Here is a 24,047-nt window from a genome sequence, read left to right on the forward strand (position 1 = left end):
TTGTGGGGTGGGCATCTTGCCCGCCCATATACAAAGGCGGGCAAGATGCCCACCCCACAAGAAGTAGTTGAGTATTTTTTTATTTGGAAGTCCCTTATAAGGGGAGGGTTAGGGTGGGGTAAAACCAGTGATATACAGCTACTTTCCCACTTGTGTATACACCGTAGCTTTCTAAGGGGGAATCAATAAGTGCCTAGTATCACACAGCCTTTACTTTCCAAACAACCTCTTAAACTTACCTCTATGGTGACACGACTTAAACATACCCCAACCCCTGCAAAAACTCACTCAACTTCGCCGCCGCCGCATCCCGTTCTGTCTCAATATCTTGCAACGTCACCCGATACTTATCCCACCAATTTTCTACCGCCGCAATCACCTGCTGACGGTGCGCGGTAACATATCGCTCTAATTCAGCAATTAACCCATCTTTGAAAATCGCTAACACCAACTCCTGACAATCTTCATCACTCAAAGCAGCCCGCGCAGCCTCCAAACGCTTCACCAATTCATTCTTTAACGTCTTTAATTTCGCCTTCCCTTCCCTCAACTGCTTAACAATTTCCTTATAGGGTTCCAATTGCGCTTCTATTTCTGCAATTTCCGCTTCATTCTCTGCAATAAAAACCTCAAGTTCTGTAATTTTAGCCCCATTTAATAAAGGTACTTTCTTTAAAGTCTTCAGTTCCTTCTTCGGCTCCTTAATCAAATTTTTTATATACTTAAGGTCTGTCTCTAAATCCTTGACAATATTAACCGCTTCTGATTCTTCACCCTCTTCAACATCCGCCTCAGCTTCCTCTCCCTGCTCAAAAGCTGATTTTTGCTGTTCTAATTCGGCAATTTTCGCCTCAGCCTCAGCAATATCTTGTAAATAATCTGGCATCAATCGCCCAACCAATTTATGATTTAAAGGGTCAAACTTCGCCTGTTTTTTCTTCTCATCATCATCTTGCTCTAAAGCATCTTTAATAGTATCTATCCAACTATCAACTAAACCACCAAAATCTGACTCTGATAAAGTTCTCAGTTCATACCTTTGTTCATTCCACCAACTAGCAACCACACCAGCCACTTTAAAGCGGTCAAGTAATCCCACTGGTGTTAAAGTATCTACGAAAGAACTCCAAAATTCAGTGCGGAGTTCCATCACTTTTTTAGTTTTAGGCAATTCACCCAAACTAATAGAATGTACTTGCCACCAAGCAGCAAAAACACCGTAAAGTTTGCTTTCTTGTTGCTGCACACCAGTATCAGCTTCGATAAAAGTTTTAATTTGCGATCGTTCTGTAATTGTAGAGATAAAATCTAGATAATCAGTCATCTATGCCAAAATCTGCTGTAAGTTTAAAACAAAACCAGGGAGAACATCTTCACCCGATAAATTTGTAGGGGCTTGTAAAATTTCTGGTGCTTGATTGCAGCGATAAATTATTACTTGTTTATCTTTAGGATTAATTAACCATCCTAGTTGTAAGCCATTTGCTAAATATTCTTGCATCTTAGCTTTAGTATCTTCCACATCATCACTTTCAGAAACTAATTCCACTGCAAAATCAGGACACAAAGGGATAAATTTCTTTCTTTGTTCTGGTGTAAGAGCATCCCATCTTTCTATTTTCACCCAAGAAGCATCAGGTGAACGAGTTGCCCCATTTGGTAATTTAAACCCAGTAGAAGAATCAAAAGCTTTTCCGAGCTTATTTTGTCGATTCCAAACCCCTAAATCAAGATACAGTTCAAAATTACGGTTTCCCGTTTCTCCCCCGGTAGGTGCCATAATAATTAATTCCCCTTCAGCAGTTAATTCTAGTCGTAATTCTTTATTCACAGATACAATCTGGGCAAATTCATCATCAGTAAATTGCAGATTAGGAGGTAATTGTAAGGTTAAAGCAGTCATAATTAATTGCGCTCCACAAAAATTCTAGTTGCATCAAACCCATGCGCGGCTAATAGATTTGACTTAGCCTCTACCTCTACTTTAGGAATCCCCCCCAACAAATGCGCCCGTACATCGTGCGGTTCTGGGGGTGGCGCGTTATCAGCATAGCGGCGGATATTGCAGTTGTAATCATTATCTTTTAATTCTTCCTTAGTTACTACTGCCGAATATCCAGGTAAAGACAGAAAATTTTCAAACACCCAGGAAATCTTTTCTATATGCTCAGGACGCAAATAATTTTGAGCGCGGCCTGTATAATATTCAGCATCAGCATTAATAAACAAAACTTTTCCCTGGCGTTCAACAGGTTTCGCCCCTTGGGGACACATTACTAAAATACAGGCGGGGATACCTGTACCATAAAATAAATTAGGCGGTAAACCAATCACCGCTTCTAATTGATCGTTTTTAATAAAACTCTCCCGAATTTTCTTTTCTTCACCGCCACGAAACAGCACCCCATGCGGCATTACTGTAGCCATCATCCCATTAATTTTAAGAACAGCTAGCATGTGTTGGGCAAACATCAAATCTGCTTTTTTACCCGTCTCAGGACAATAACCATGCGTAAAGCGTCCAGGGAATTGCATTCCCTCACGGCTATAATTTTGCGAAAAAGGCGGATTACTAATTACTCTGTCAAAGCGTAGCAGTTCACCGTCAGCAATATGCAAAGGATTAAATAAAGTATCGTCATTGTGTATATCTGCATCTCGAATACCGTGCAGCAGCATATTAATTTTGCAAATTGCCCATACGCCGCCGTTATTATCCTGACCAGATAATGCTAAATTTCTAGCATCACGGCCGCATTCTTCTACATATTGCTTGGACTGGATTAACATTCCTCCAGAACCACAGCAGGGATCGTAAACTGACATCCCAGGTTGGGGTTTTAACAGGCGTACCATCAACTGTACCACCTCACGCGGCGTATAAAACTCGCCCCCTTTTTTGCCGGCTGAATCTGCAAACTCTTTAATTAGATACTCGTAAGCAGCACCCAGCAAATCAGGAAATACAAAATCTTCGTTTTGCAAGCGATATTTGCTAAAGTGTTTAATCAGTTCGCGCAACTTGACATCAGGAATCCGATTTTTACCGGCTTGACGATTGAAGTCAATATGTCCCAGCACACCCGCCAATGCTTGGTTACTTTCTTCAAGTGCTGCCAAAGCTTTATTTAATCCATCAGCTACGTTTTTATGTAACTCATCACGAATATATGCCCACCGCGCTTTTTCTGGTACAAAGAAAGTTTCTTTGTAAGTCAGGGGGTTTTCTGCCCTGATTTTAGCGTCTGCTTGTGTGCGTCCCCTTTGCAAATTCTGCTGCAAAATTTGCTCGGACTGCTGCTCAAAGACATCGGAGGCGCGTTTTAAAAAAAGCATCCCGAAGATGTATTCTTTGAACTCAGAAGCGTCCATTTTGCCGCGCAGAATATCAGCAGCAGAAAAAAGATGACGTTCTAGTTGCGGCAGTGTGAGCTTGCCCATAGTAGATGTTGAAGTTCTGAGATTAATGCTTTGCCAGTATATCTCTTGTTGAGAGACACTCCAACACACTTCCAAATTGCTGAAGTCTAATCTTTCAACTTGCTAGCTATACGCTCGTGTATTATAGGAAAGTTACAAGATAGTTCTCTAAAGTGCCATTAATTTCTCAAAGAGGATATTAATTTCTTAACAATGACATTAATTAGTGAAAAGTGACAATAATCTGTTAACAATGACAAATAATTAGTTAATGTACAAAATACATTAAAAGTGGGTGACGAGGGATAAGAAAGCGCAACCAATAGATTAAGAGACTGCTGCTCTAAATGAGTAGCATTTGAGTAGCGCGATCGCAAGCAGCGATCACTAAAAATAAGGGTAAAAGTTGCTCAATTGAGCAGCAAATGAGTAGTATACTAACCGAAAAGCAGAAAAGCCTTGGTATGCAAGCATTTACTGTTTTGTATTGGTAAATAAACCAAAATTATTCTAAGCTTGTTACCTTTATTCGGTTGGCTGAAGCGAACCAAAACCCAATAGGTTATCCTAATTTTCATAGTTTTTCCTAATCAAATGAGGTAGATCAGAGCAAACTCCTCGCTAGCGGGGAGGGGGTTTGGGGTGGGGTTCTTGTACCTCACTCAATTGAGAACCGCTATATTAAGTTTAACGTTTGTAAAATCCTAAATTAATATGTCTTTTATCAATGAAATTAATCCTGTGAATGCATTGATTCTGGGAGCCAGCCAAGGTATTGGTTTGGGTTTTGTAAAAAAATTGCTACAAGATGACAGAATAGCCAAAGTTTATGCAACTTCTCGTCAACCGGAATCAGCCTTTGATTTAATAGCTCTTGCAAGGGAACATTCTGAGCGATTAATTTGTCTAAAGATGGATATTACTGACGAATTGCAGATTGTTGAAACTATTCAAAAAATACGTACCCAAGTTGACAAACTGCATCTGGTAGTCAACTGTGTAGGACTGTTGCATGAAGATAATTTCCAACCGGAAAAAAGCTTAAAACAGATCAATTCAGAAAATTTGCTGCGCTACTTTCAGATAAATAGTATTGGTGCTGTCTTACTAGCTAAACATCTATTGCCTTTGTTTCGTCATGGAGAACGCAGCGTGTTTGCCACTATTTCTGCTAAATTGGGCAGTATTGGCGATAACCAACTTGGTGGATGGTATGGCTATCGCGCTTCTAAAGCAGCACTCAATATGTTGATGCGAACTGCGGCAATTGAGTATAAAAGAAGTTCTCCTAAAACATTAATAGTGACATTGCATCCTGGTACAACTGATACGCGCCTTTCCCGTCCTTTTCAGGTAAATGTACCTGCGGAAAAATTATTCACAGTCGAACGCACTGTTACTCAATTATTGACTGTCATCGAACAGCTTCAAGAAGGCGATAGTGGACAGTTTTTCTCGTGGGATGGAAGCCGATTGCCTTGGTAACTGCGTTACGCTGAAGAACCGTGAAATTTACGTTACTTGTAACCAAAGCCTATGAAGTTTTTTGTGCCAGCAGCCAAGGATGATATTAAAGCAGAGCAGGTGTATAGTGCTTTTGCTCAGTCTGTCAAAGCACCAATAACCGAAAAGCGTATTTGGAAGTTACAGTGGCGTGATAACGAAATTGATATGGAATGCGAGGTAGGTAAACCCTTACCATCTTCTTATCAAACAGGGAAAGAGCTAGTTATGGCAATCTTTGAATGCGAAAACCTTTATAAGATTTGTACTCTTAGCCGTGGAGGAGTAAAGGGAGAGCCTATCTTGGCTGGAAAAAACCCTCAATCTTCAGTAACGTATTTTTCAGATAATATGACATCTGAGAAAGTGTAGCGTAATCATTAATAATGGCTAACAAAACCTTTATTAAACCAAATCTTAGTTGAGAACCGTAGTTTTCACCCTCTCCCTAAATCCCTCTCCCTCTCTCTGGGAGAGGGAGTTTGAAATTCTGGCTCCCCGAATCCCAGAGAGAGGGATTCGGGGTTGGGGGATGAGGGCAAATCCTTTTGATCGTGGAATAACTATAGGTTTCAAGATAGACGTGGTTTAACTCCACATTTATGCATTACTTTTTGAGTTTTACTTTGTGGAATAATTCATCTTTAATCCGGTTGAGAATTGAAGTCTCATCCAGGTTTGCCAAAATCCGATTAATCACTGCTTTTGGCCCATCAGGCCCCCAAGTTGCCCCGTTGGCTAAATAAACTTTGGTAACTTGTCCAATTCCGTAAGAAGAAACACCAGCTACTCCTGCTTGCGTGATTGCCACCGATATATAAGGGCCAAGGGCAGCACCTGCGGTAGCTGTTGCAGAGATACCAAGTAAAGTTTTTAATCCACTTAAGCCCAAATTTGCTAACAATTCACTAGCACCAATTCCGCCCATACTCAGGGCGATTTTTTGTAGCAATTGTACAGCCCCGGCTTCAGTCATGGAGAAGCCATAGAGTTTAGATAAACCCAAAATCAGAGCAATATCAATTACCACACTACTCAGAATATCTACCACAGTTACGGGATTAAGTGCGATCGCTAATGCTTTAGTCATCACAGCCTTCCAAATCAACTCATTGGCATTTTGTTCTCGAATCATCACTTTTCGCTCTACCAACTGCTCATTTACAATATCGGCATAAAGCATAGTATTGAGAGCAACCAAAGCTTTACCCTCACGGTGCAGAATTTCCAAAATTTTCAGCTTGAGTTCCTCAACTTGGGCGTTACCTGTACGCAACTGTATGCCCCTAGTACCATCAGGGCGACGAATCGCCGTCTTCACCAATGGCGATGCCGCAGCCATGACAATTTCTAGAGGTGTAAGTAATTCCCGCACCCTCTCATCTCGGATTTTGTGATAAATTGCCATCCGGTCTGCTTCTGGATACTGGTCTACTTTGTTAAACACCAGAATGATCGGTTTACCTGCTTCCCGCAACTGAGAAAGAGCCATGTATTCTAGCTTCGTCATATCGCCAGATATCACAAATAGAATTAAATCCGCAAGTTTTGCAATCTGTTCAGCTAACGCGGCGCGGGTTGCACCATCTACTTCGTCTAACCCAGGAGTGTCAATTAATTCCACCTGCGATTGACCGACACCAGGGAGAGTAACTCGCAAAGCCCGTTCAGTTTCCCCAATCGCTTCCTCACTAATACTCCAATTAACTCTTTGTGCAGCACGGGTGACACCATGCAGCGGCCCAGTTTCAAATACTGTTTGTCCAACCAAAGCATTGAGTAGCGAAGACTTACCACGTCCTACCATGCCAAAAGCTGCAATCTGCACCACCATGCGGTCTAACTTCCCCAGCATAGTTTCCAAATCCGCAATTTGGGCCTCTAACCCGGTTTTTTCTTGGGGGGTGAGGTCGAGATTCGTTACCAGATTTCGCAGCGCCGTTTGTGCTTGTTTATAGTTCAGTTCTGTTTGAATGTCTTCAAAGCTAAAAATGGCACTATCCAGTTCTTCCTCCCAACTGAGAGAATTTGCGTCAGTGTTGGCGGAATCACTTTGATGAGGTTCAGGCATGGGCAATGTCGAAGTCATATTAATTTGAGATTTAAAATTTGGGATTTTTCAATTAGCCCTGTCTCTTATCGTAGTTATTTTTGAGAGGGGAGTGGGGAGTGGGGAATGGGGGAACAAGGATAAGAATTTTCCCAATGTCCAATGCCCCTCATGAGTGTTGTTAGCTATGGTTTAGCCTCTATCGAGTAAGACATCTCACTTCTCTAGTCAGAATTCGGAACGGGCTAAACCATAGCTATCCGCTAACGGAACTGTTTTGCCCAATGCCCAATATTTCACTCCCTATTACCTATTCCCCACTCCCCACTTCCCACTCCCCAATGACTAATGACTAACAAAAAGTCATAAACTAAAAAATGCATCTATTTAACTCGTTAGGATCTTGACTAAATTACCTGTGCGGAAAATCGTTATTGCCGGCAACTGGAAAATGTACAAAACCCAGGCAGATACCCAGGAGTTTTTACAAGGATTTCTGCCCCACTTAGAGGAAACCTCCCAAGGGCGAGAAGTGATATTGTGTCCTCCGTTCACTGATTTAAGTGTTTTGTCCAAGAGTTTGCACGGTAGCCTCATCCAACTGGGCGCACAAAATGTCCACTGGGAAGAATATGGAGCCTATACGGGTGAAATTTCTGGGCCAATGCTGACAGAACTTGGTGTGCGCTTTGTGATTGTCGGTCATAGCGAACGACGGCAATTCTTTTGTGAAACGGACGCAACCGTTAATCTACGTCTCCGAACTGCTCAAAGGTTTGGTTTGACCCCAATTCTCTGTGTAGGCGAAACTAAACAACAACGAGATGCGGGAGAAACTGAATCAGTGATTTCTCTCCAACTTGACAAAGGCTTGGTAGATATCGATCAACATAATTTGGTGATTGCTTATGAACCGATTTGGGCGATTGGTACTGGTGACACTTGTGAAGTAACGGAGGCGAATCGGATAATTGGCTTAATTCGTAGCCAGTTGAGTAATCCAAATGTATCAATTCAATATGGTGGCTCAGTTAAGCCGAATAATATTGATGAGATCATGGCTCAACCAGAAATTGATGGTGTTTTAGTAGGAGGAGCAAGTTTGGATGCTGAGAGTTTCGCTCGAATTGTGAATTTTCAGTCGCTGTGATGTGCTTTCTTCTCGTTCCCATGCAGAGCATGGGAATGCCTAATGTAGATTTATGTCAACCAAGTTAATAATTCGAGGACGCTGTTTTGAGTGGGGACAGCGCACTTATTTAATGGGGATTTTGAATGTAACCCCTGATAGCTTTAGTGATGGGGGTGAGTTTAACACTACCTCTGCCGCTTTAGTACAGGCGCAAGCACTGGTGGCTGCTGGTGCTGACATTATTGATGTGGGCGGTCAATCAACTCGACCAGGGGCAAAGCAAATAACTCTGGCGGAGGAACTTGAGCGGGTGTTATCGGTGTTACAGGTGCTAAGACCAGAAATTTCAGTCCCGATTTCTGTAGATACAACTCGTGCTGCTGTGGCCAGGGCATCTGTGGAAGCTGGAGCGGATATTATTAATGATATTTCTGGCGGCACTTTTGACTCAGAAATGTTACCAACAGTGGCAGAGTTAGGTGTGCCGATTATTTTAATGCACATCCGGGGAACACCACAGACAATGCAACAACAGACTGATTATCAAGATTTGCTCACAGAGATTTATAGTTTTTTGGATCGGCAAATTGGGGTAGCAAGTGCTACGGGCATTGACCGGGATAAAATTATTATTGATCCTGGTATTGGTTTTGCTAAGAACTATGAGCAAAATTTAGAAATTTTTCGCCGCTTGCGATCGCTCTCAACACTCAATTGCCCTATCTTGGTAGGAGCATCTCGTAAAAGTTTTATTGGTCGGATTTTAAATCAACCAGATCCCAAAGCACGAGTTTGGGGAACGGCAGCAGCTTGTTGTGCTGCTATTTTTAATGGTGCTGATATCCTCCGAGTTCACGATGTTCAAGAAATGCGCGATGTTTCACTAGTAGCTGATGCCCTACTGAGACAAGCCGCACAAGGTGATTGTTAAGTATTACCGTTTTCGTGTTTTTTGCCGTTACCTTCGGGATTTTCTGTTGGGTGGGCTATCAACTCCTGAAACATTTCACTTGAGTTGGCTGGGTCTACAAAGACAATTTTGGCATTAGTGCTTTCACCAAGTTTTTGGCTAGCATCTACGTAATCTTGAGCCACGAGATACCGCAGAATATCCCTACTATCTGGATTGGAACGGAGAGCTTGAGAAATGATTTGCACTGAGGCCATAGTTCCTTCTGCTTTTTTAATGGCAGCTTCTTTTTCCCCTTCTGCTTCGGTAATCAGCGCCCGTTTTTTGATTACAGCAGCTTGCTCCTCTTCCCTAGACTTCCGTACACTCTCAGGTAGGGTAATTTTTTGAAGGTCTAACCGGAGAATCTCAACTCCCCAATCTTTGGTTATATTATTCAACTCGAATAACAGAGCTGAGTGCATCTCCACTCTGGAGACATTGGTCTGCTCTAGAGTGTTCTGGGCAATGATTTCGCGGAGCGTGGTTGTAGTCACCTGTGTCAATGCTCCTTGTAGATCCTCAATTTCGTAAAAGCTTTTCATAATATCTTTAATGCGCCAGTATACAATACCGTCCACTTCCACAGAAATATTATCTTGGGTGATCACATCTTGAGGCTTGATGTCTAAAATTTGCTCTCGCGTGGTATCTTCCATTACAACCTGATCTACCAAGGGAACAATAAAGTTCAGCCCAGGTTTAAGTTTCCGATGATACTGCCCCAGGCGTTCGACTAGGGCTTCATTACCTTGATTAATCAGTTTTGCAGAACCTAAGGCATAACCTATAAGCACTAAAACTATAAAAATGATTGGCTCCATATATACTCCTATTCAGCTTTCGGGAGAATTTAGTGTCAAGGATATGCTAATAGCTTGTCATATCTTTGAGTTTAATGTTTTGAATCTCTAATTTTATCAACACCAGCAGCGATGTCTGATGTCGATTCGCTGCGCCTCTTGTAGATATTCTGTAAGTAGGCTGTTTTGCCCAATGCGATCGCTATTAAAGCACCTTGATGAAATGCTGGCAAGGACTAAGCTGTTCTGCATTTAATTTGTATAATTAGGGCGCTCATGTTGCCCACCCCACAAGAGTTTTATTTTATTTGATTATTCAATTTAGATGATTTTCAGCTTACTTTATCTAAATCTTGATTACTTGTACTGACATCTTCAGACCTCTGGGACTGTAATTCAATATATTCACATAGACTCAGCTTTGCGTCGGTTTAAACGTCAGGTTTTCAAAGCTGGGATATTAGCTGATGTGAAATATCATCGGCACTTTGAAACACCGATAGAGAAGCGCAAACGTAAGGCAGTGGTAGCTAGACGCACAAGACGTTTTAAATAAACCTATTTGATGTGATACTGGCGTTGCTATGAGGTTATGACCTCAAACAGGCAACAACACTTAGTCCTAGCCCCTCGTAGACATCGCCGTTATTCTTACAAAAATAAACCAAACTATGCCGCACCCATAAATTAGGGTGTAGATGAGTCACTTTTGCTATCTACAGAAGGCGTTAAGGCTTTATCTCAGTTAGATGGAGCAAGGCTATTATCGCTGCCCATCAACCAAAATAAGCGCCTTTGCCAAACTTACAAGATAATATTCATCCAACCCTAAGATTCAGAATTATTAATGGTGCGGCTATTACAAACATTCATCGCCTTTTCTACTCCCGAATTGAGGCTTAGTTCAATACACTCAACCACGAACTGAAGTACAAGAGACATCTGCTGATTTTCGGCCGCAGAAAATCGCCCCAGCACGTGGGAGACAGTATTAGAATCATCGTTATTATCTGCACCTTTGGGTTTACCAATACCAATTCGCAAACGAGGAAAGTTTTGGGTACTCAGATGTGCGATCGCACTTTTCATCCCATTATGCCCCCCAGCCGAACCAGATAAACGCAGACGAGTTTTTCCCAAGGGCAAATCCATATCATCGTAAATCACCAGCACTGACTCAGGCTGCAATTTATACCAACTCGTCACAGCTTGGATTGATTGTCCTGAGCGATTCATATAAGTTAACGGCTTTAGCAAGCGAATCTTACCTCTACCTGGGGCTATACCCTCGCCATACTCACCCTGAAACTTGCGGTTTTCTGCTAAGGGAATCCGCCAAGAACGGCAGAGAGTTTCTACAGCAGCAAAGCCGATATTATGGCGTGTTTGGTCGTACTTAGCTTCTGGATTTCCCAACCCGACAATTAGCTGGGGAATCACCAAAGCTGGTTGCGTAACTGCTTCTGTCATTTTGCCTAGATTCAATTTATCTGCTGCACTCTCCTAACTAGGTTGAGAAGAACTAGCGGTATCCTGTTCAGATTTAGCAGCGTGGATTTGCTTAGGTTCCAATTCAGCAGTAGTCTTGACAGCTTCTTCTAACTGTTCTGCTTCTTTTTGAAACTCGTTTTGAAAGTCCTTGGAAGCTTCTTGAAAACTACGAATTGTTTTACCTACACTCCGACCAATTTCTGGCAGCTTTTTGGGGCCAAAGACTAACAGGGCTACTACCATAATTACAGCCATTTCCGGCAGACCGATACCAAATATATTCATTTTTTGTCTCCTATAAACTCTAAAACCACTACATAGACTCACATATTATTATGTAGTCTACTCAATAATCATCTATCATAGAAAGCGATCGCCCCACGAGCGAGTGATGCTTTATGTCTCTGACAATTAAAGACTTAGAACAATTACAGTCACAAAATCCTGATTTTCGGATGGAGCTAGTAGAGGGAAACATTATCGTTATGGGTCCATCCGATTATGAGTCAGACGAAATTGGTTCTCGTCTGCTAACGTTTTTGAATATATGGGTCATGCCTCGCAAACTGGGACGTGTTACTGGTTCTAGTGCTGGTTTTATCTTACCCAGCATTGAACGCGATGATACTGGAGGCGACCCGGAAAAAAGAAACCTCCGCGCTCCAGATGTTTCGTTTGTTCGAGCAGAACGACTCAAGAAGACTCAGCGTGACTTTGTGCAGTTAGTACCAGACCTAATGGTTGAGGTCAAATCCAAAAGCGATCGCATTAAACCACTCCAAGAAAAAATTAAACTATTCGTAGAACTTGGATCTACAGTGGGTATTCTCATTGACCCTGACAAATTTTTAGTAACAGTTTATCGCCCTAACCTTGAACCAGTAGTTTTAAAAAATAACGATAAACTGACAATACCAGAATTACTTCCAGGTTGGGAATTAGCAATCATAGAACTGTGGCCACCTGAGTTTGATTAAATCAATCACCTGAGCAGACAATTTCGTTTGTAGAGTTGAACAACAGGTCTGGACTACTCTTAACACGCTCGACGTATTCCCATAATCCAACTCTGGCACAGAGCAGGGCTCGCAGCAAAAACAACAACCTGAAAACTGATGTTGTTGTTACGATACGCAGAGCGGCAATTCCTCGGATTGTTGTTGCAAGAACCACCCCGCAGCCACCGGAAGTACCCACCCCTTATTGCGTTCTTCAAGAACACTAACTTTTATGTATGGTGGGGGATATATATGGTGGGAGAAGACCGCCGCTTGTTCCTCTCTACGAGACGCTGCGCTATCGCTAACGCCGCGACCTGTTGAATAATTTATTGGTTGGAAATACCTAATATTAATATCAGAATTCAGGATTTTTGTCAAGTAGCAAATCGCAACTCACAAAAAAACCCGGAAGAACCGGGTGTAACTTAACTTGTTATCCAAACTTGATAGCGGTGTATCCGTTAGCGTCCTAAACTCCGCCAATCGACTACTACATCCTCAACCAACAGTGTTCTATTGTAAAGTTGCAGAATAATCAGCAGAAATACGAAAAATAGCCCTATAAAAACAGCCATCACAGGGGTAGTACCCCAACCTGGAGCCACTTTCCCATACTCAGAGTTCAGTGGTTTCAGGATATCTCCCAACCTAGTCCTTTGTGCCATACTTCACCTAATATTACTTGCCAAAGCTTTTTTTAATCTTCTGTAATATTCTATAAGAATAGCACTCATCATCTATTCCTCAATTATGGAACCCGCAATAGTTCTTAGCATTTCTGTGGCTGCCGTGGTGGTAGCCATCACCGGAATTTCGATTTATACCTCCTTTGGCCCTCCTAGCAAGGAATTGAACGATCCGTATGACGATCATGAAGATTAAAAGAGTCATTAGTCATTAGACATCTCCGATAATGAATGTAGAGACGCGAAATTTCGCGTCTCTACAGGGGTTTCAGGTTACGCATATTTAATTTCTGGAGATGTCTATTAGTCATTAGTCAATGGTCTGTGGAAAACCACAACTGACTACTGACATAGCACTAGTTGATTACTCCAGCCTGGGATTAATCGCTGGTATCACCTTGAAACTGGCGATTTTCCAAGGCTGTATCGTCAAGATTTGTTGCTCAGATGAGAATTCAGTAGTAGAGGAACGCTCTAATAAATCTACTGTATCTCCTAGATTTAACCCTAAATCACTTTGCAAAGATAACTCGGCTGTTTCTCCGTGACATTCATAACACCGCAGAATTAACTCCTGTGGATTATCCTCAGATGGCTTGAACGCCATCAAGATTAAATTTTCAGCTGATAAATCTAGGAACCTCACCCACAAACCGTCTTGGCTAGCAAAGAAGGGATAATTTTTCTGTGAATTTTGATTAACGGGATTCAATATCACTTGCAACGGTATATTCAATTCATAGCCCCGCCGGACTGTATGGGCTGATTCCCAGCTACCAGCATGAGGATACAAGGTATATGTGAACTCGTGAAAACCCCTATCAGCCTCTGAGTCTGGCCAATTAGGACTGCGGAGGAGTGTTAAGCGGAGTTGATTTGGTTTGCTGTCGTAACCGTATTTACAATCATTCAGCAAACTAACACCATAACGATTTTGGATTTTAGATTTTGGATTTTGGATTGTGTCTTTTGCTGTTAAATCAGCCCAACGCAAAGCGGGAACTTCCCATTTTGCTTGTTCTACAGGAGTTTTTGGTTTAGTTGGACGGCGAATTGCGCCACAGGGAATTTCATAAGTAGCAAAGTCTGCTTCAAGATTTAAAGGAAAAGCAGCTTTCACCAATACATGATTTTCTTGCCAATTAACGGTAGTAGCTATTTTCAGCACAGGTGAACCAGCTTGCAGAATATAATCTTGGCAAAATTCCGATTCACCCAACTGACGCACCACGCGCACACGACTTTGCACTGGGCCTTGTTCTAACCACTGAATAGATAGAAGATTTGTTGAGGGTAAGGGATGTTGAGCGTAATTGGGGTCTATATTCCAAGCATCCCAATATTGACCACTGTCTTTAAAAGCTTGTAGTTGATTCCCCGCCCCACTTAAAATTTCTCGTTGATAAGTTTTGTCAAAAACACTTGACAAGTCTCCCGTGTCAGGATCGATAACAACTCGCAAAAATTCATTTTCTAAAATCCAGTCTGTCTGGAGTGGGGGGGATGAGAGGGATGAGGGGGATGAGGGGGATGGGGGGGATGAGAGGGAAAGCCAAAATATGCGGTAGCCTACTGGTGGAATTTCGGTGGCGAGAAATAGTAAGGTTGATGCTTTAGATGATTGGGAGACAAGCTGCTTTCCAGAAGCATCGTAAATCTGCCATTCGTCTGGCGTGGGTAAGTCTACAGAGACTACCTCAGAGCGTTGCCAATTGAGAGAATTGAAAACGAAAATAGGCAAACTATCGGGTTTTGGTGGTTCTGATAGGGTAATGTGAGATGCGATCGCTAAAAGTGATTCTTGTAATATCTTCGTTCCCATTTGTTCCACTTGCTGCCACTGGGCTAAAGCATCCGTGTAAACTTGGGTAATTGAAGAACCAGGTAAAATATCATGAAACTGTTGAAATAAAACCTGCTTCCAAGCTGCTTCGATTTCTGCTTTGGGATATGTCAGACCACAGCTTAGGGTTGCCAAAGTAGCAAATAGTTCAGCTTCATACAATAAATTTTCACAACGACGATTCCAGCGTTTTTGATCTGCATGTGTAGTATAGCAACCGCGATGGAATTCTAAGTATAGTTCGTCATTCCAGATGGGGGATGAGGGGGATGGGGAAGTAGGGGAAGAATCATAAGTACTGCTTCCTGACTCCTGACTCCTGACTCCTGATTTGATTTGCTGTAAATACTTTTCAGCCGTTGTAAATTCTAAGTCTGGGAAGAAAGGGGACTTTTGCCAGCGTTGGGTGGTTTCTAACATATCACGGGTGGGGCCGCCGCCGTGGTCGCCGACACCGGGAAGCCAGAGGGATTCTGCTAAACCAGTTTGGGATTGCCATTCCAGAGCGTAGGATGCCATTTTAACTGGGTCTATAGCTTCACCGATGGGTGCAGACATAAAACTAAAGACTTCGCTACCATCAAGCGATCGCCACCAAAAAGCGCCATAATCAAATTTAGTAGTATCATTCCACCGCAACTTCTGCGTGACAAAATACTCAATTCCGGCATTAGCGAAAAACTGCGGTAAAGTTGCACAAAAACCAAAAGAATCTGGAACCCACACCACAGTTGAAAGCTTACCAAATTTTTCCTGAATGTAGCGTTGACCATACAATAGCTGACGGACTATTGATTCACCAGCAATCAAGTTGAGTTCTGGTTCCACCCACATTCCGCCGACAACTTCCCAACGGAAAGCCGCTACCTGTGCTTGAATTGCCCCAAATAAATCCGGGCGATGTTCTTCAATCCAAGCATAAAGTGCGGGAGTCGAATGACAAAAAATTAACTCAGGAAAATCTTCTTGCAACTTCAAAACCGACTCAAAAGTGTTTTGCGCCGCATTCCAAGTTTCACTCACAGGCCATAACCATGCTAAATCTAAATGAGCATGACCCAACAAGAAAATTTTAGATTTTTGATCCCCCTGCAAAAACGGGGCTAAAATGTCAGATTGAATTAAATTTTGACGTAGAGACAAAAACGATCTTACTAACTCTTCCTCTGTGTCCTCTGCGCCTCTGCGGTTCGTAACCTCCCCCACCATCGCCACCAAAACATCCAACCTCTGTGGCGCAAACTTTTCCAAATAAAGTTGCACCACAGCTAACTCATCAGCCACAAAACCCGGATCGGGATTATTATCAACAGTAGACTGATAAACTAGGAGCGATCGCACTAAAGCACCATCACAATGTCCCGGACTCACTAACCGCAAAGCCACAATAAACTCTTCCCCTGGCGTCACCCCTTGGCCCAGAAGCACTCTAGGCGAACAATCAAATAAATCACCCTCCAGCACTAACTCCCCATTCACATAAATCTTAGCAGAATCTGCCCACCAAACCAGCGCCAGCCGCAAAGATAACCCAGCTAAGGGATAGCCCTGTAAATCTTGGGGAACCACCAATCTTTGCACTAGCCATAGAACTTTTTTCTTGCCTGTCCAAGCGATATGTTCTTTAGCATTCAACTCGACAGGTTGCCAATCAGACAAATCAGCAGCTATAACATCAGTAATAATCAGGTCAGATTCCTGGTATAGCCAAGTAGACTGAAGATTAACTTGACAAAAAGAGCGCAGTTGCTCAATTGCTTGTGAGATAAATTTGGTCTGGGATTGAGAGACAGTCGGGGTCATATTTTCGCTAAGATGAGGTGTTGGTCGTTTTTATTGTTTGGCGCGAGTCTCACAACTTATACAAGACTTGAACTAAAAAATTACTACTATGTCTTCTGGTTCCTCTAGTCGTTATCAAAGCAGACTATTTAACTTTGTCCACCAGCAATCTCGGCGGGTGACACAACAGTGGGAACACACCTTCCGGCATTTGCAAGTTGCCACTAAGTGGGGTGTGGAGGCACTACTTTACCCAGTGTATCTACTGTTTCAGTCATCTGAATCATCTGGGAAAACGCTACAGACCAAAGAACCACAAACTAGACTAAAGTTACAACCAAATGATACCGATTTTCAGTCGGAAATTCCAAATGTTGATAGTCCCATTCAACATGTACTAGAAACAGTCAATAATCTGTCATCAAATGAAGCTGCTTCTACTCCTGCAAAAACAGTTGAATATTTCAAACCCTTGGCTTTCTTGGGAGTTTTACGGCTGAAATTCGCTGATAATAAGTTTACAAATAATGCTCATTTTACTCAATTATCAAATATTCCTGAGAATCAGCCCATAAGTCTTAACCCTTTACAGCTAGAAAATGCTCTCAATAAACATTTCCCAGTAGTGCGGGGAATTGCCACAAATTTGAGCGATCGGAGTTTAGTACTTGTTACTGCCGATAATGAAATTTTAGATATTTTGACACCCCAGCAGCAGGCAAAATTAGAAGATCGGATTATTAACGAAGTTGCTAATTACTGGAAGTCTTGGCAGTTGATTTTAGCTAAAAAAGAAACGGAATTGTTACCACAAATTAACCGTTTATTAGCAAAACTCACTGATGGAAATACAGCTAAAACTGAATTTTTAGCTGAGGGTATACCAAAAGATTTACTTAATACAGATAGATTATTAGCATTTATAGATATAGCCGTTGCTAAATTGGAATCAAATGCTTTAGTACCTGTGCAAGAACGTAGCCAAGAAATTGTTCAAGTTGCCCAAACTCAGTTAAATATATTTCTTTATGGCAAAGAGCAATTAGCTGCTAAGGGAGAAATTACAGCCAATGCTGACGGTTTAGAAACTCATACACTGAATCTTAACGCTTTGATTGAGGCAGCGCTTAATTACTTTTTTGGTGTTAGGAATAGAAAAACACTTGAGTCAAGAACTAGTAATGAGCTATTGCCAGGTAAACTCTTATCATCACGCCTTAAAAAGCCCTTATCCAAAAGCTCTCAGTTGGAGAACCAGGATTTAGCAGATGATCCTTGGCTAACATGGAATGATTTATTTGGCGACACCGAAACCATTGCCCAAAAGCCAGTTACACTTCCTGAGAGGACAAATCCTGCTTTAGCCTCAATATCAGTAGCAAATTTTCCACAAAATAATTTGACTGTAAAACAACCTAAAGTTGGATCTGGTTTGGTGCGAAGAAGTCAAAAAAAATCTGGAATTGTTTCTGCAAAACAAACCCAAACTAGCATTTCCCAAACTAAAAGCGAGAGTCGTAAAGGGGAAATTTTACACCAGCAATTTCACCAAAGCACTCAAGTTGAGGCGCAGCCAGACTGGATAGAAACCAAAGCAACTTCAATAGGTTACGAGAAGCACCCCTTAGAGCAACTTTTGGAATGGGTTGACTATGTTATGCTCTGGCTAGAAGAGAGATTTGTAAAGATTTTTCAGTCGTTACGGCAATTATGGCAGAGGAAATAATTCGTAATTCGTAATTCGTATTAGGTCTGTATTGGACTCAACTGAGAACCGCTATAATAATTAGTTGACATGTTAGTAGCTTACTGAGAAAATATGTAAAAAACTAACCCGATGATTGACCATAGCGATCGCGTCGTGTCTCGTAGAGAAGGCAGATTTCAGGGTGTTGGAGGACTTGACCTGTATTACCAAAGCTGGCATCTTGAGGGTAAAGTAGGGGCAATATTAGCCATTGTGCATGGACTCGGAGGGCATAGCGATCGCTACAATAATATAGTTCAGCATTTGATACCTAAACAATATGCTGTCTACGCCTTAGATTTGCGTGGTCATGGACGCTCATCAGGTCAGCGAGGCTATATCAACGCTTGGAGTGAGTTTTGCGAAGATTTAGCAGTTTTTTTACAGTTAATTCAGGCTCAGAATCCTGTATGCCCAATTTTTCTTTTGGGTCATAGTTTAGGTGGGGTAATTGTCTTAGATTATATTCTGCGCCATCCTCAACAAGCATCAATTTTGCAAGGTGCGATCGTTCTAGCGCCAAGCTTAGGCAAAGTTGGGGTTTCACCGATTCGGGTACTTTTAGGAAAAATGCTCTCACGGGTATGGCCGCGTTTTACCCTGAATACAGGCATTGACCTGAGTGCTGGTTCACGAGATCAGCAGGTTTTAGCCGCATCCGCTCAGGATACACTGCGACATACCCAAGCTACTGCCCGTCTGGCTACAGAATTCTTTGCAACACTTGATTGGATTAATGCTCATGCAGCTGATTGGCAATTACCATTGTTGATTCTCCACGGTGGTGCAGACCGAGTAGCTTTACCTGCGGGAAGTGACATCTTTTACCAACGGGTAAACTGCACAGATAAGCTGAGAATCGAGTATCCGGGAGCCTATCACGAAATTCAATGTGACCTCAATTACCGCGAGGTACTGGCTGATTTGGAAGATTGGTTGGAGCAACATCTACCACCTCAGACGGCGCAGTTAGGACGGGGAAGCGGTGAGTTAGAATTTCCTGGTTCTTAGCATCCTGACTACAACCTTCTTTCTATCAAACAGGCGATCGCACATTGAAAAATAATAATTACAGTATTGTTGGATTAACCGCTACAATTCCTTCAGAGGCATAGCGGATGAAATCTTTAGTATTTAATGTCAAAATATGCATCATACTATTTACCTTCATATTAGCAACGAGACGAGCATCATGGACTTGGACACCTGATACACTGAATGCGACAACAAGCTTACGCCACTCAGGGTAAATAGTAGGCATATCAGGCAACAATGGAAACAGGCGCTCAATTAGTCGTAGTAGCCGATCAGCATCAGTTGGTGTCAAGCCAAATCCGTTTTTCGTGGCTGGTCTTGTAGCAACATTCCAAAACTCAACGCAGTTTTGCGCCGTGATTTGCAGTGTATGTCTATCACGTCGCAATTTTCGGATCGCAGTTCGGATTGTTGGGTGTAGTGGGTGAGTGCGATCTACAAAACGCAGTAGAATATTAGTATCTATGAGGTATACCACTGTTAAGGATGATCCTCGTAAATACTCTCACGAGTCACAGCATAATCTGACAGCACTGGTAAATTTGACCCAACACATAGGGCAAATTCGTCAGCTAACTTATCTGCAATTAGTTCAAACTCCTCATTATTCAGTTGACCTTGTGTCTGAAGCTTCGCCATCAATTCAGCGTGTTTTTCTTCTTGACCTTTGCGCTGTTGGTCTTGAAAAATTAGCTCTTGAAGATATTCACTGGCTGAACTATAACCGCCTTTAGCTACTTGTTCCTCGACAAAGACTTTCATCGGCTCAGGTAAGGAAATCTGAATGTTAGTCATACCTTGAGATATCTGGTGGGCGATTTTATCTACTACGTTACCAGAGAGCGATCGCATATTAAAATGCAGAGTCAGTTATTTATCTAAAACAGCAGAAAGCTCTCACATATTAAATAACAGGGCAGATTATTCTCTCTTTAAAGCAAAAAAGAGCCTACGCACAGCAGTAGCCAGATTATCTTAGAAGCCCCCACCAAAATCGGGAAGGACGATTTAGTGGTGGGAGATGTCACAGAGGAATTAGTTCCTACCTTTGAAAGAGTCAAGCCATTCTTGAACTTGCTCACGGGCAATATCGCGCCCTCCAAGACCAAAGGCTAGAGCAATAGCAACTGCGATCGCACCTAGTAAAAGTCCAAAGGCTAAATTCACAATATCACTGGCAACTCCAATCTGTTGCAGTGCCATTGCAGAAACTAAGGTAATGATGGCAATCCGTGCTACTTGTCCCAAAATCTGGGCTTGGCGATCGCCAGAACTGGTAATGATGTTAAAAGCCAGATTTGCTAAGAATAAACCAATGGCAAATATCACCAATCCCGCCAAAATTCGCCCGAATATGATTACAATTCCCGAAACTAATGCTGTCAGGGCTGGAATATTCAAGATATTCACCGCCGCCACCGTTGCAAACAGCATGATTCCCACTAAGGCAACAATACCTGCAATTTCTGATGGTGTGCGGGTTGAAATCGGGGGGGTTGTTGATTCTGTTGAAACTACGATTCGTCTGCTGGGTGTTGTCAGACCCAAAATAGTGAAAATGTTATTAAAGCCTAAATTGGTGAGGATACTTGTAACCAAATCCGCGATAAACCGCCCCACGAAATAGGCAACAATCAAAATTGCCACGGCTGTAAAGATGCCAGGTAGGGCATTGAGAACCTGTTGCAGCATTGCGATCGCAGGCACAGATATCGCATCAATTCGCAAAGCATTTAGCGCTGCGATCGCCACAGGAATCAAAATCAAAACATAGACAATTGTGCCGATAATATTCGATAGAGGTTGCACCCCCGCAGCCGAAGATAATCCCAACCGACTACCTAAATGGTCGATACCAGTTGTCGCCAGCAAGTTTGTTACAATCCGCCGCACCACATTAGCTATGAACCAGCCAACTACAGCAATTAATATCGCTGCTAAAATGTTCGGCAAAATTAGCAGAATTTGTGTAATTAGAGCTTGTACTGGTTGTAGAGCCTGCCTGAGTCCAAGAGTATCTAAAATTGGGGCGAGAAACAGTAAAAATATAAACCAATACAGAGCATTACCAATCGTCTCACTCAGAGACACCTGATTGATGCTGGGTGCGCTGTCTTGTGGTTCTGGATTCAAACGCTCATCGAGGTTAAATGCCTGTAATGAGCGCACAGTGATAATCTTCACAATGGTTGCCAAAAACCAGGCCGCTCCCAAAAGGATTCCTGCACCAACTAATTTTGGCAAAAAGCCAATAACTTGATCGAGAAAATTATTCAGGGGTCGAGAGGCAATTTCCAGATCCAATGTCTGTAAAACAGCTACCGCCGTCAATAGGATAATGCTCCAAAAGACTAAACTGGAGATGAATTTCTCCACTTGCGGAACATCTTGACGACCCGTTATCCCTGCGGCAATGCGGTTATCTATGTTTGTGCGATTCAGGATTCCTCGCGTCACTGCTGCTGCTGTTGCTGCAATTAGCCAACCTACTAACAAAATTGCTACTGCCCCTAGCAGACGGGGTGTAAACAGAATTAACTGTTGAACAATACCTTCTACATCAGCAATTCCTTGATTCACTGCTGGTGGTGTCAGGTACACGTTGGGCGATTGTGCCAAAAATTGCTGTACCCTGGTGGACAAAGCAACTCCTATCACCTGGGTTATTTCTTGCCAAGTTGTGTTCATGGTTTTCGGGAATTAAGCTTAAGTATTCACCGCAAACACTGAGTCAGTGTTTTGCCTATCAATTTACCAGTAAAAACATACATTTATGCCATTGATATCAAGAGTAATTTTTGACTTTGTTACTAATATTTGATTTAATCTACTGACAGTGCTTAATTTTGCGTTACTCTAATTGCAGCAACAGCAGCAGAGATATAGAATGTCCCAAGTTCTGGAGCAATCGATTCAAATTAATGCTACAGCTACGGTGGTGGAGCGCTGTATTAGCGATTTAGCTCTCATGCATCGCTGGCTCAACCCCGTTCTCCGTTGCGAACCTGTGGGTGAAGCTTGGAGTACTGATATTGGTAGTAAAAGTCGTTTTATTATTCAAATTCCTCTACTCAAACCCACATTGAATAGCGTTGTTATAGAACGACAACCGGGTTTGGTAGTTTGGGAATTTCAGGGATTTTTTCAAGGGCGCGATCGCTGGGAATGTCAACCAAAAGAATTGGGAACGCTCCTACTCAACCGCTTTGAGTACGATATCCCTAACCCCTTAGTTAGTTGGGGTTTCAACACCTTTGCTGCCTCTTGGACAAAAGAAGATATGCAAGGCCAACTCCGCCGCCTCAAACGAGTTGCAGAAAATTTGTAATTTGTAATTTGGCATTCGACAAAACAGTGCTGAGTGGTGAGTTACGAGTTAATAGTTATTCTCCCCCTGCCTCCCCTGCCTCCCCTGCCTCCCCTGCCCCCCCTGCCTCCCCTGCTCCCTCATCCCTCATCCCTCATCCCTCATCCCCTACCCACCTTTCCCCAATTCGGTAAGTAGCCGCCGAATCACAGATGCATCCTGGGCATCGGGAACTTTTGCTAAATAATTTTGTAAGTCGTCTACGGCTTGCGGGTAGTAACCGAGTTGATAATAGATTAGACCGCGATCGCGCAATTCTAAAGTTAAACCAGGAAACAGTAACAAAATTCGTTCAACTGCTGCCAGTGCTTTTTCTAACTGTTGCTGTTTCATATAAATAAACTTTAAATTTGTCAGCATCCGCGCCAAAAATTGCCGATTACTGACTACAGCTAAAAATTCTGGTTGCAGCGTCACAGGTTGCTGATAAAGTTGAGATAGTCGTTCCTCGCAATCTTGGGCAAATATTATTTCACCGCTATTGAAGGCATCCACAAAAATCTCTATATCTGGAATATCTGGGCGGATTAGGAAATGTCCCGGCATCCCCACACCCACCATCGGAAAATCAATCCGTCGGGCAACTTCCAGGTAAACCAGCGCTAAGGTAATGGGAATACCCAATCGTCGGTCAATTACATCATTGAAAAAGCTGTTACGCGGGTCGTAATAGTCAATTTGGTTACCAGAAAACTTTAAATCCTCGTAGAGATACTGATTAATACTTTGAACTATCCGCAAAGGATATCGGGAATCAGGCAGGCGTTCTTGAAGCTCCCAGGCCATTGTATTAAGGGCGTTGAGATATTCCTCTGGGTCTAGATTGGAATATTCTTCTTGTGCAATATACAAAGCTGCCTTTGCTAGGTCAATGCGTTCGTCAGACTGTTGAATCTCCTGATAAAAATATTGTCGTGCTGACGATAAATTCATAAGCTGTTGCTTGGTGGAAGTGTGAGGATGAAGCGAGAGCGGCTTGGCTGAACTGAAAACAGTTTTTTGTACCTATTTTTATATTAGGGATATTCAGAAGATTTGGAAATCTAGTTTGTGCATAAGTTTTATGGCATTAATCTATCTAGGGGATGAGAATAGGTTAATGTAGCTTTTTATCTTGACTAAAATATTTTTTTATGGTAAAGAGTTGTGCTAAATCTGTTTTGAGCAATATAAATCAAAGTACCAAATTAGTGATTATTAATTACCCAGATTCCGAAATGGCGTTGAGAGGATGTGTA

Annotated in this window: 24 protein-coding genes; 10 read left to right on the forward strand and 14 right to left on the reverse strand. The window is 42.3% G+C overall.

From position 1 onward, the window contains the following. Positions 1 to 256 precede the first annotated feature (256 nt). From V7K32_RS08180 to V7K32_RS08190, 3 genes are read right to left on the reverse strand one after another with little or no spacing between them, the layout of a single operon-like run. Positions 257 to 1,324, reverse strand: coding sequence for a hypothetical protein (locus V7K32_RS08180; RefSeq protein ID WP_334991999.1), 1,068 nt, complete (start codon positions 1,322 to 1,324; stop codon positions 257 to 259). Beyond that, positions 1,325 to 1,903 (reverse strand): Uma2 family endonuclease, encoded by a 579-nt coding sequence (locus V7K32_RS08185; RefSeq protein WP_334992001.1) that lies wholly within the window; start codon positions 1,901 to 1,903, stop codon positions 1,325 to 1,327. Positions 1,904 to 1,905: 2 nt separating this feature from the next. Continuing rightward, positions 1,906 to 3,441: a type I restriction-modification system subunit M gene (locus V7K32_RS08190; protein WP_334992003.1), complete on the reverse strand. Its 1,536-nt coding sequence runs from the start codon at positions 3,439 to 3,441 to the stop codon at positions 1,906 to 1,908. Between the two features lie 693 nt (positions 3,442 to 4,134). Between V7K32_RS08190 and V7K32_RS08195 the strand changes: the two genes are divergently transcribed. Both V7K32_RS08195 and V7K32_RS08200 read left to right on the forward strand, forming a co-directional pair. After that, positions 4,135 to 4,905: an SDR family NAD(P)-dependent oxidoreductase gene (locus tag V7K32_RS08195; RefSeq protein ID WP_334992005.1), complete on the forward strand. Its 771-nt coding sequence runs from the start codon at positions 4,135 to 4,137 to the stop codon at positions 4,903 to 4,905. 51 nt (positions 4,906 to 4,956) lie between these two features. After that, the gene (locus V7K32_RS08200; protein WP_334992007.1) at positions 4,957 to 5,295 is read left to right on the forward strand and encodes a hypothetical protein; all 339 of its coding nucleotides are present in this window, start codon (positions 4,957 to 4,959) and stop codon (positions 5,293 to 5,295) included. A gap of 235 nt (positions 5,296 to 5,530) precedes the next feature. Here the strand turns inward: V7K32_RS08200 and V7K32_RS08205 are convergent, their stop codons facing one another. Then, positions 5,531 to 7,012: a GTP-binding protein gene (locus V7K32_RS08205; RefSeq protein ID WP_334992009.1), complete on the reverse strand. Its 1,482-nt coding sequence runs from the start codon at positions 7,010 to 7,012 to the stop codon at positions 5,531 to 5,533. Between the two features lie 379 nt (positions 7,013 to 7,391). Between V7K32_RS08205 and tpiA the strand changes: the two genes are divergently transcribed. Continuing rightward, the gene (tpiA, locus tag V7K32_RS08210) at positions 7,392 to 8,123 is read left to right on the forward strand and encodes a triose-phosphate isomerase (RefSeq protein WP_334992011.1); all 732 of its coding nucleotides are present in this window, start codon (positions 7,392 to 7,394) and stop codon (positions 8,121 to 8,123) included. Between the two features lie 52 nt (positions 8,124 to 8,175). Then, complete coding sequence (gene folP / locus V7K32_RS08215; protein WP_334992012.1) at positions 8,176 to 9,036, forward strand: dihydropteroate synthase; 861 nt, start codon at positions 8,176 to 8,178, stop codon at positions 9,034 to 9,036. Here the strand turns inward: folP and V7K32_RS08220 are convergent. Then, a complete protein-coding gene (locus tag V7K32_RS08220; RefSeq protein WP_334992014.1) occupies positions 9,033 to 9,878 on the reverse strand; it encodes an SPFH domain-containing protein in 846 nt (281 codons plus the stop codon). The genes folP and V7K32_RS08220 overlap by 4 nt on opposite strands. A 71-nt stretch (positions 9,879 to 9,949) precedes the next feature. After that, on the reverse strand, positions 9,950 to 10,090 hold the full coding sequence (locus tag V7K32_RS08225; protein ID WP_334992016.1) for a hypothetical protein: 141 nt from the start codon (positions 10,088 to 10,090) through the stop codon (positions 9,950 to 9,952). Between the two features lie 161 nt (positions 10,091 to 10,251). Between V7K32_RS08225 and rpsU the strand changes: the two genes are divergently transcribed. After that, a complete protein-coding gene (gene rpsU / locus V7K32_RS08230; protein ID WP_334992092.1) occupies positions 10,252 to 10,413 on the forward strand; it encodes a 30S ribosomal protein S21 in 162 nt (53 codons plus the stop codon). Between the two features lie 272 nt (positions 10,414 to 10,685). Here the strand turns inward: rpsU and pth are convergent, their stop codons facing one another. Together pth and V7K32_RS08240 are read right to left on the reverse strand one after the other, a co-directional pair. Further along, on the reverse strand, positions 10,686 to 11,327 hold the full coding sequence (gene pth, locus V7K32_RS08235) for an aminoacyl-tRNA hydrolase (RefSeq protein ID WP_334992018.1): 642 nt from the start codon (positions 11,325 to 11,327) through the stop codon (positions 10,686 to 10,688). Positions 11,328 to 11,360: 33 nt separating this feature from the next. After that, positions 11,361 to 11,633, reverse strand: a complete 273-nt coding sequence (locus tag V7K32_RS08240) for a TatA/E family twin arginine-targeting protein translocase (RefSeq protein ID WP_334992020.1) — start codon at positions 11,631 to 11,633, stop codon at positions 11,361 to 11,363. A gap of 113 nt (positions 11,634 to 11,746) precedes the next feature. Here V7K32_RS08240 and V7K32_RS08245 point away from each other — a divergent pair, with 113 nt between their 5' ends. Then, positions 11,747 to 12,325, forward strand: a complete 579-nt coding sequence (locus V7K32_RS08245; protein WP_334992022.1) for a Uma2 family endonuclease — start codon at positions 11,747 to 11,749, stop codon at positions 12,323 to 12,325. 485 nt (positions 12,326 to 12,810) lie between these two features. Here the strand turns inward: V7K32_RS08245 and psbH are convergent, their stop codons facing one another. After that, entirely contained in the window at positions 12,811 to 13,014 is a 204-nt protein-coding gene (gene psbH / locus V7K32_RS08250) for a photosystem II reaction center phosphoprotein PsbH (RefSeq protein ID WP_322650287.1), read from the reverse strand. A gap of 85 nt (positions 13,015 to 13,099) precedes the next feature. Here psbH and psbN point away from each other — a divergent pair, with 85 nt between their 5' ends. Beyond that, the gene (gene psbN / locus V7K32_RS08255) at positions 13,100 to 13,231 is read left to right on the forward strand and encodes a photosystem II reaction center protein PsbN (protein ID WP_334992026.1); all 132 of its coding nucleotides are present in this window, start codon (positions 13,100 to 13,102) and stop codon (positions 13,229 to 13,231) included. A 168-nt stretch (positions 13,232 to 13,399) separates the two neighbouring features. On the opposite strand, the gene V7K32_RS08260 is transcribed toward psbN, so the two are convergent. Further along, positions 13,400 to 16,681: an alpha-mannosidase gene (locus V7K32_RS08260; protein ID WP_334992028.1), complete on the reverse strand. Its 3,282-nt coding sequence runs from the start codon at positions 16,679 to 16,681 to the stop codon at positions 13,400 to 13,402. 88 nt (positions 16,682 to 16,769) lie between these two features. Here V7K32_RS08260 and V7K32_RS08265 point away from each other — a divergent pair, with 88 nt between their 5' ends. Then, a complete protein-coding gene (locus V7K32_RS08265; protein WP_334992030.1) occupies positions 16,770 to 18,386 on the forward strand; it encodes a hypothetical protein in 1,617 nt (538 codons plus the stop codon). Between the two features lie 111 nt (positions 18,387 to 18,497). Beyond that, the gene (locus V7K32_RS08270) at positions 18,498 to 19,418 is read left to right on the forward strand and encodes an alpha/beta hydrolase (protein ID WP_334992032.1); all 921 of its coding nucleotides are present in this window, start codon (positions 18,498 to 18,500) and stop codon (positions 19,416 to 19,418) included. A gap of 58 nt (positions 19,419 to 19,476) precedes the next feature. On the opposite strand, the gene V7K32_RS08275 is transcribed toward V7K32_RS08270, so the two are convergent. The 3 genes from V7K32_RS08275 to V7K32_RS08285 all read right to left on the reverse strand — a co-directional run bounded on the left by V7K32_RS08275 (position 19,477) and on the right by V7K32_RS08285 (position 22,130). Further along, complete coding sequence (locus V7K32_RS08275; protein ID WP_334992034.1) at positions 19,477 to 19,920, reverse strand: type II toxin-antitoxin system VapC family toxin; 444 nt, start codon at positions 19,918 to 19,920, stop codon at positions 19,477 to 19,479. A 2-nt stretch (positions 19,921 to 19,922) separates the two neighbouring features. After that, positions 19,923 to 20,294, reverse strand: a complete 372-nt coding sequence (locus V7K32_RS08280) for a ribbon-helix-helix domain-containing protein (protein ID WP_334992036.1) — start codon at positions 20,292 to 20,294, stop codon at positions 19,923 to 19,925. A 183-nt stretch (positions 20,295 to 20,477) separates the two neighbouring features. Beyond that, positions 20,478 to 22,130, reverse strand: coding sequence for a mechanosensitive ion channel (locus V7K32_RS08285; RefSeq protein ID WP_334992038.1), 1,653 nt, complete (start codon positions 22,128 to 22,130; stop codon positions 20,478 to 20,480). A gap of 199 nt (positions 22,131 to 22,329) precedes the next feature. Here V7K32_RS08285 and V7K32_RS08290 point away from each other — a divergent pair, with 199 nt between their 5' ends. Next, on the forward strand, positions 22,330 to 22,770 hold the full coding sequence (locus V7K32_RS08290) for an SRPBCC family protein (RefSeq protein WP_334992040.1): 441 nt from the start codon (positions 22,330 to 22,332) through the stop codon (positions 22,768 to 22,770). A 147-nt stretch (positions 22,771 to 22,917) separates the two neighbouring features. Here V7K32_RS08290 and V7K32_RS08295 read toward each other — a convergent pair whose 3' ends face one another. Continuing rightward, the gene (locus V7K32_RS08295) at positions 22,918 to 23,742 is read right to left on the reverse strand and encodes a SirB1 family protein (protein WP_334992042.1); all 825 of its coding nucleotides are present in this window, start codon (positions 23,740 to 23,742) and stop codon (positions 22,918 to 22,920) included. Positions 23,743 to 24,047 lie beyond the last annotated feature (305 nt).

Origin of the sequence: Nostoc sp. (assembly GCF_036917635.1) — a bacterium.
GTDB lineage: Bacteria > Cyanobacteriota > Cyanobacteriia > Cyanobacteriales > Nostocaceae > Nostoc.

What these genes read in the sequence shown, in the direction of transcription:
- V7K32_RS08180 (WP_334991999.1), bottom strand. Translation starts at nt 1,324, where the DNA reads ATGACTGATTATCTAGATTTTATCTCTACAATTACAGAACGATCGCAA.
- V7K32_RS08185 (WP_334992001.1), bottom strand. Translation starts at nt 1,903, where the DNA reads ATGACTGCTTTAACCTTACAATTACCTCCTAATCTGCAATTTACTGAT.
- V7K32_RS08190 (WP_334992003.1), bottom strand. Translation starts at nt 3,441, where the DNA reads ATGGGCAAGCTCACACTGCCGCAACTAGAACGTCATCTTTTTTCTGCT.
- V7K32_RS08195 (WP_334992005.1), top strand. Translation starts at nt 4,135, where the DNA reads ATGTCTTTTATCAATGAAATTAATCCTGTGAATGCATTGATTCTGGGA.
- V7K32_RS08200 (WP_334992007.1), top strand. Translation starts at nt 4,957, where the DNA reads ATGAAGTTTTTTGTGCCAGCAGCCAAGGATGATATTAAAGCAGAGCAG.
- V7K32_RS08205 (WP_334992009.1), bottom strand. Translation starts at nt 7,012, where the DNA reads ATGACTTCGACATTGCCCATGCCTGAACCTCATCAAAGTGATTCCGCC.
- folP (WP_334992012.1), top strand. Translation starts at nt 8,176, where the DNA reads ATGTCAACCAAGTTAATAATTCGAGGACGCTGTTTTGAGTGGGGACAG.
- V7K32_RS08220 (WP_334992014.1), bottom strand. Translation starts at nt 9,878, where the DNA reads ATGGAGCCAATCATTTTTATAGTTTTAGTGCTTATAGGTTATGCCTTA.
- pth (WP_334992018.1), bottom strand. Translation starts at nt 11,327, where the DNA reads ATGACAGAAGCAGTTACGCAACCAGCTTTGGTGATTCCCCAGCTAATT.
- V7K32_RS08240 (WP_334992020.1), bottom strand. Translation starts at nt 11,633, where the DNA reads ATGAATATATTTGGTATCGGTCTGCCGGAAATGGCTGTAATTATGGTA.
- V7K32_RS08245 (WP_334992022.1), top strand. Translation starts at nt 11,747, where the DNA reads ATGTCTCTGACAATTAAAGACTTAGAACAATTACAGTCACAAAATCCT.
- psbH (WP_322650287.1), bottom strand. Translation starts at nt 13,014, where the DNA reads ATGGCACAAAGGACTAGGTTGGGAGATATCCTGAAACCACTGAACTCT.
- psbN (WP_334992026.1), top strand. Translation starts at nt 13,100, where the DNA reads ATGGAACCCGCAATAGTTCTTAGCATTTCTGTGGCTGCCGTGGTGGTA.
- V7K32_RS08260 (WP_334992028.1), bottom strand. Translation starts at nt 16,681, where the DNA reads ATGACCCCGACTGTCTCTCAATCCCAGACCAAATTTATCTCACAAGCA.
- V7K32_RS08265 (WP_334992030.1), top strand. Translation starts at nt 16,770, where the DNA reads ATGTCTTCTGGTTCCTCTAGTCGTTATCAAAGCAGACTATTTAACTTT.
- V7K32_RS08270 (WP_334992032.1), top strand. Translation starts at nt 18,498, where the DNA reads ATGATTGACCATAGCGATCGCGTCGTGTCTCGTAGAGAAGGCAGATTT.
- V7K32_RS08280 (WP_334992036.1), bottom strand. Translation starts at nt 20,294, where the DNA reads ATGCGATCGCTCTCTGGTAACGTAGTAGATAAAATCGCCCACCAGATA.
- V7K32_RS08285 (WP_334992038.1), bottom strand. Translation starts at nt 22,130, where the DNA reads ATGAACACAACTTGGCAAGAAATAACCCAGGTGATAGGAGTTGCTTTG.
- V7K32_RS08290 (WP_334992040.1), top strand. Translation starts at nt 22,330, where the DNA reads ATGTCCCAAGTTCTGGAGCAATCGATTCAAATTAATGCTACAGCTACG.
- V7K32_RS08295 (WP_334992042.1), bottom strand. Translation starts at nt 23,742, where the DNA reads ATGAATTTATCGTCAGCACGACAATATTTTTATCAGGAGATTCAACAG.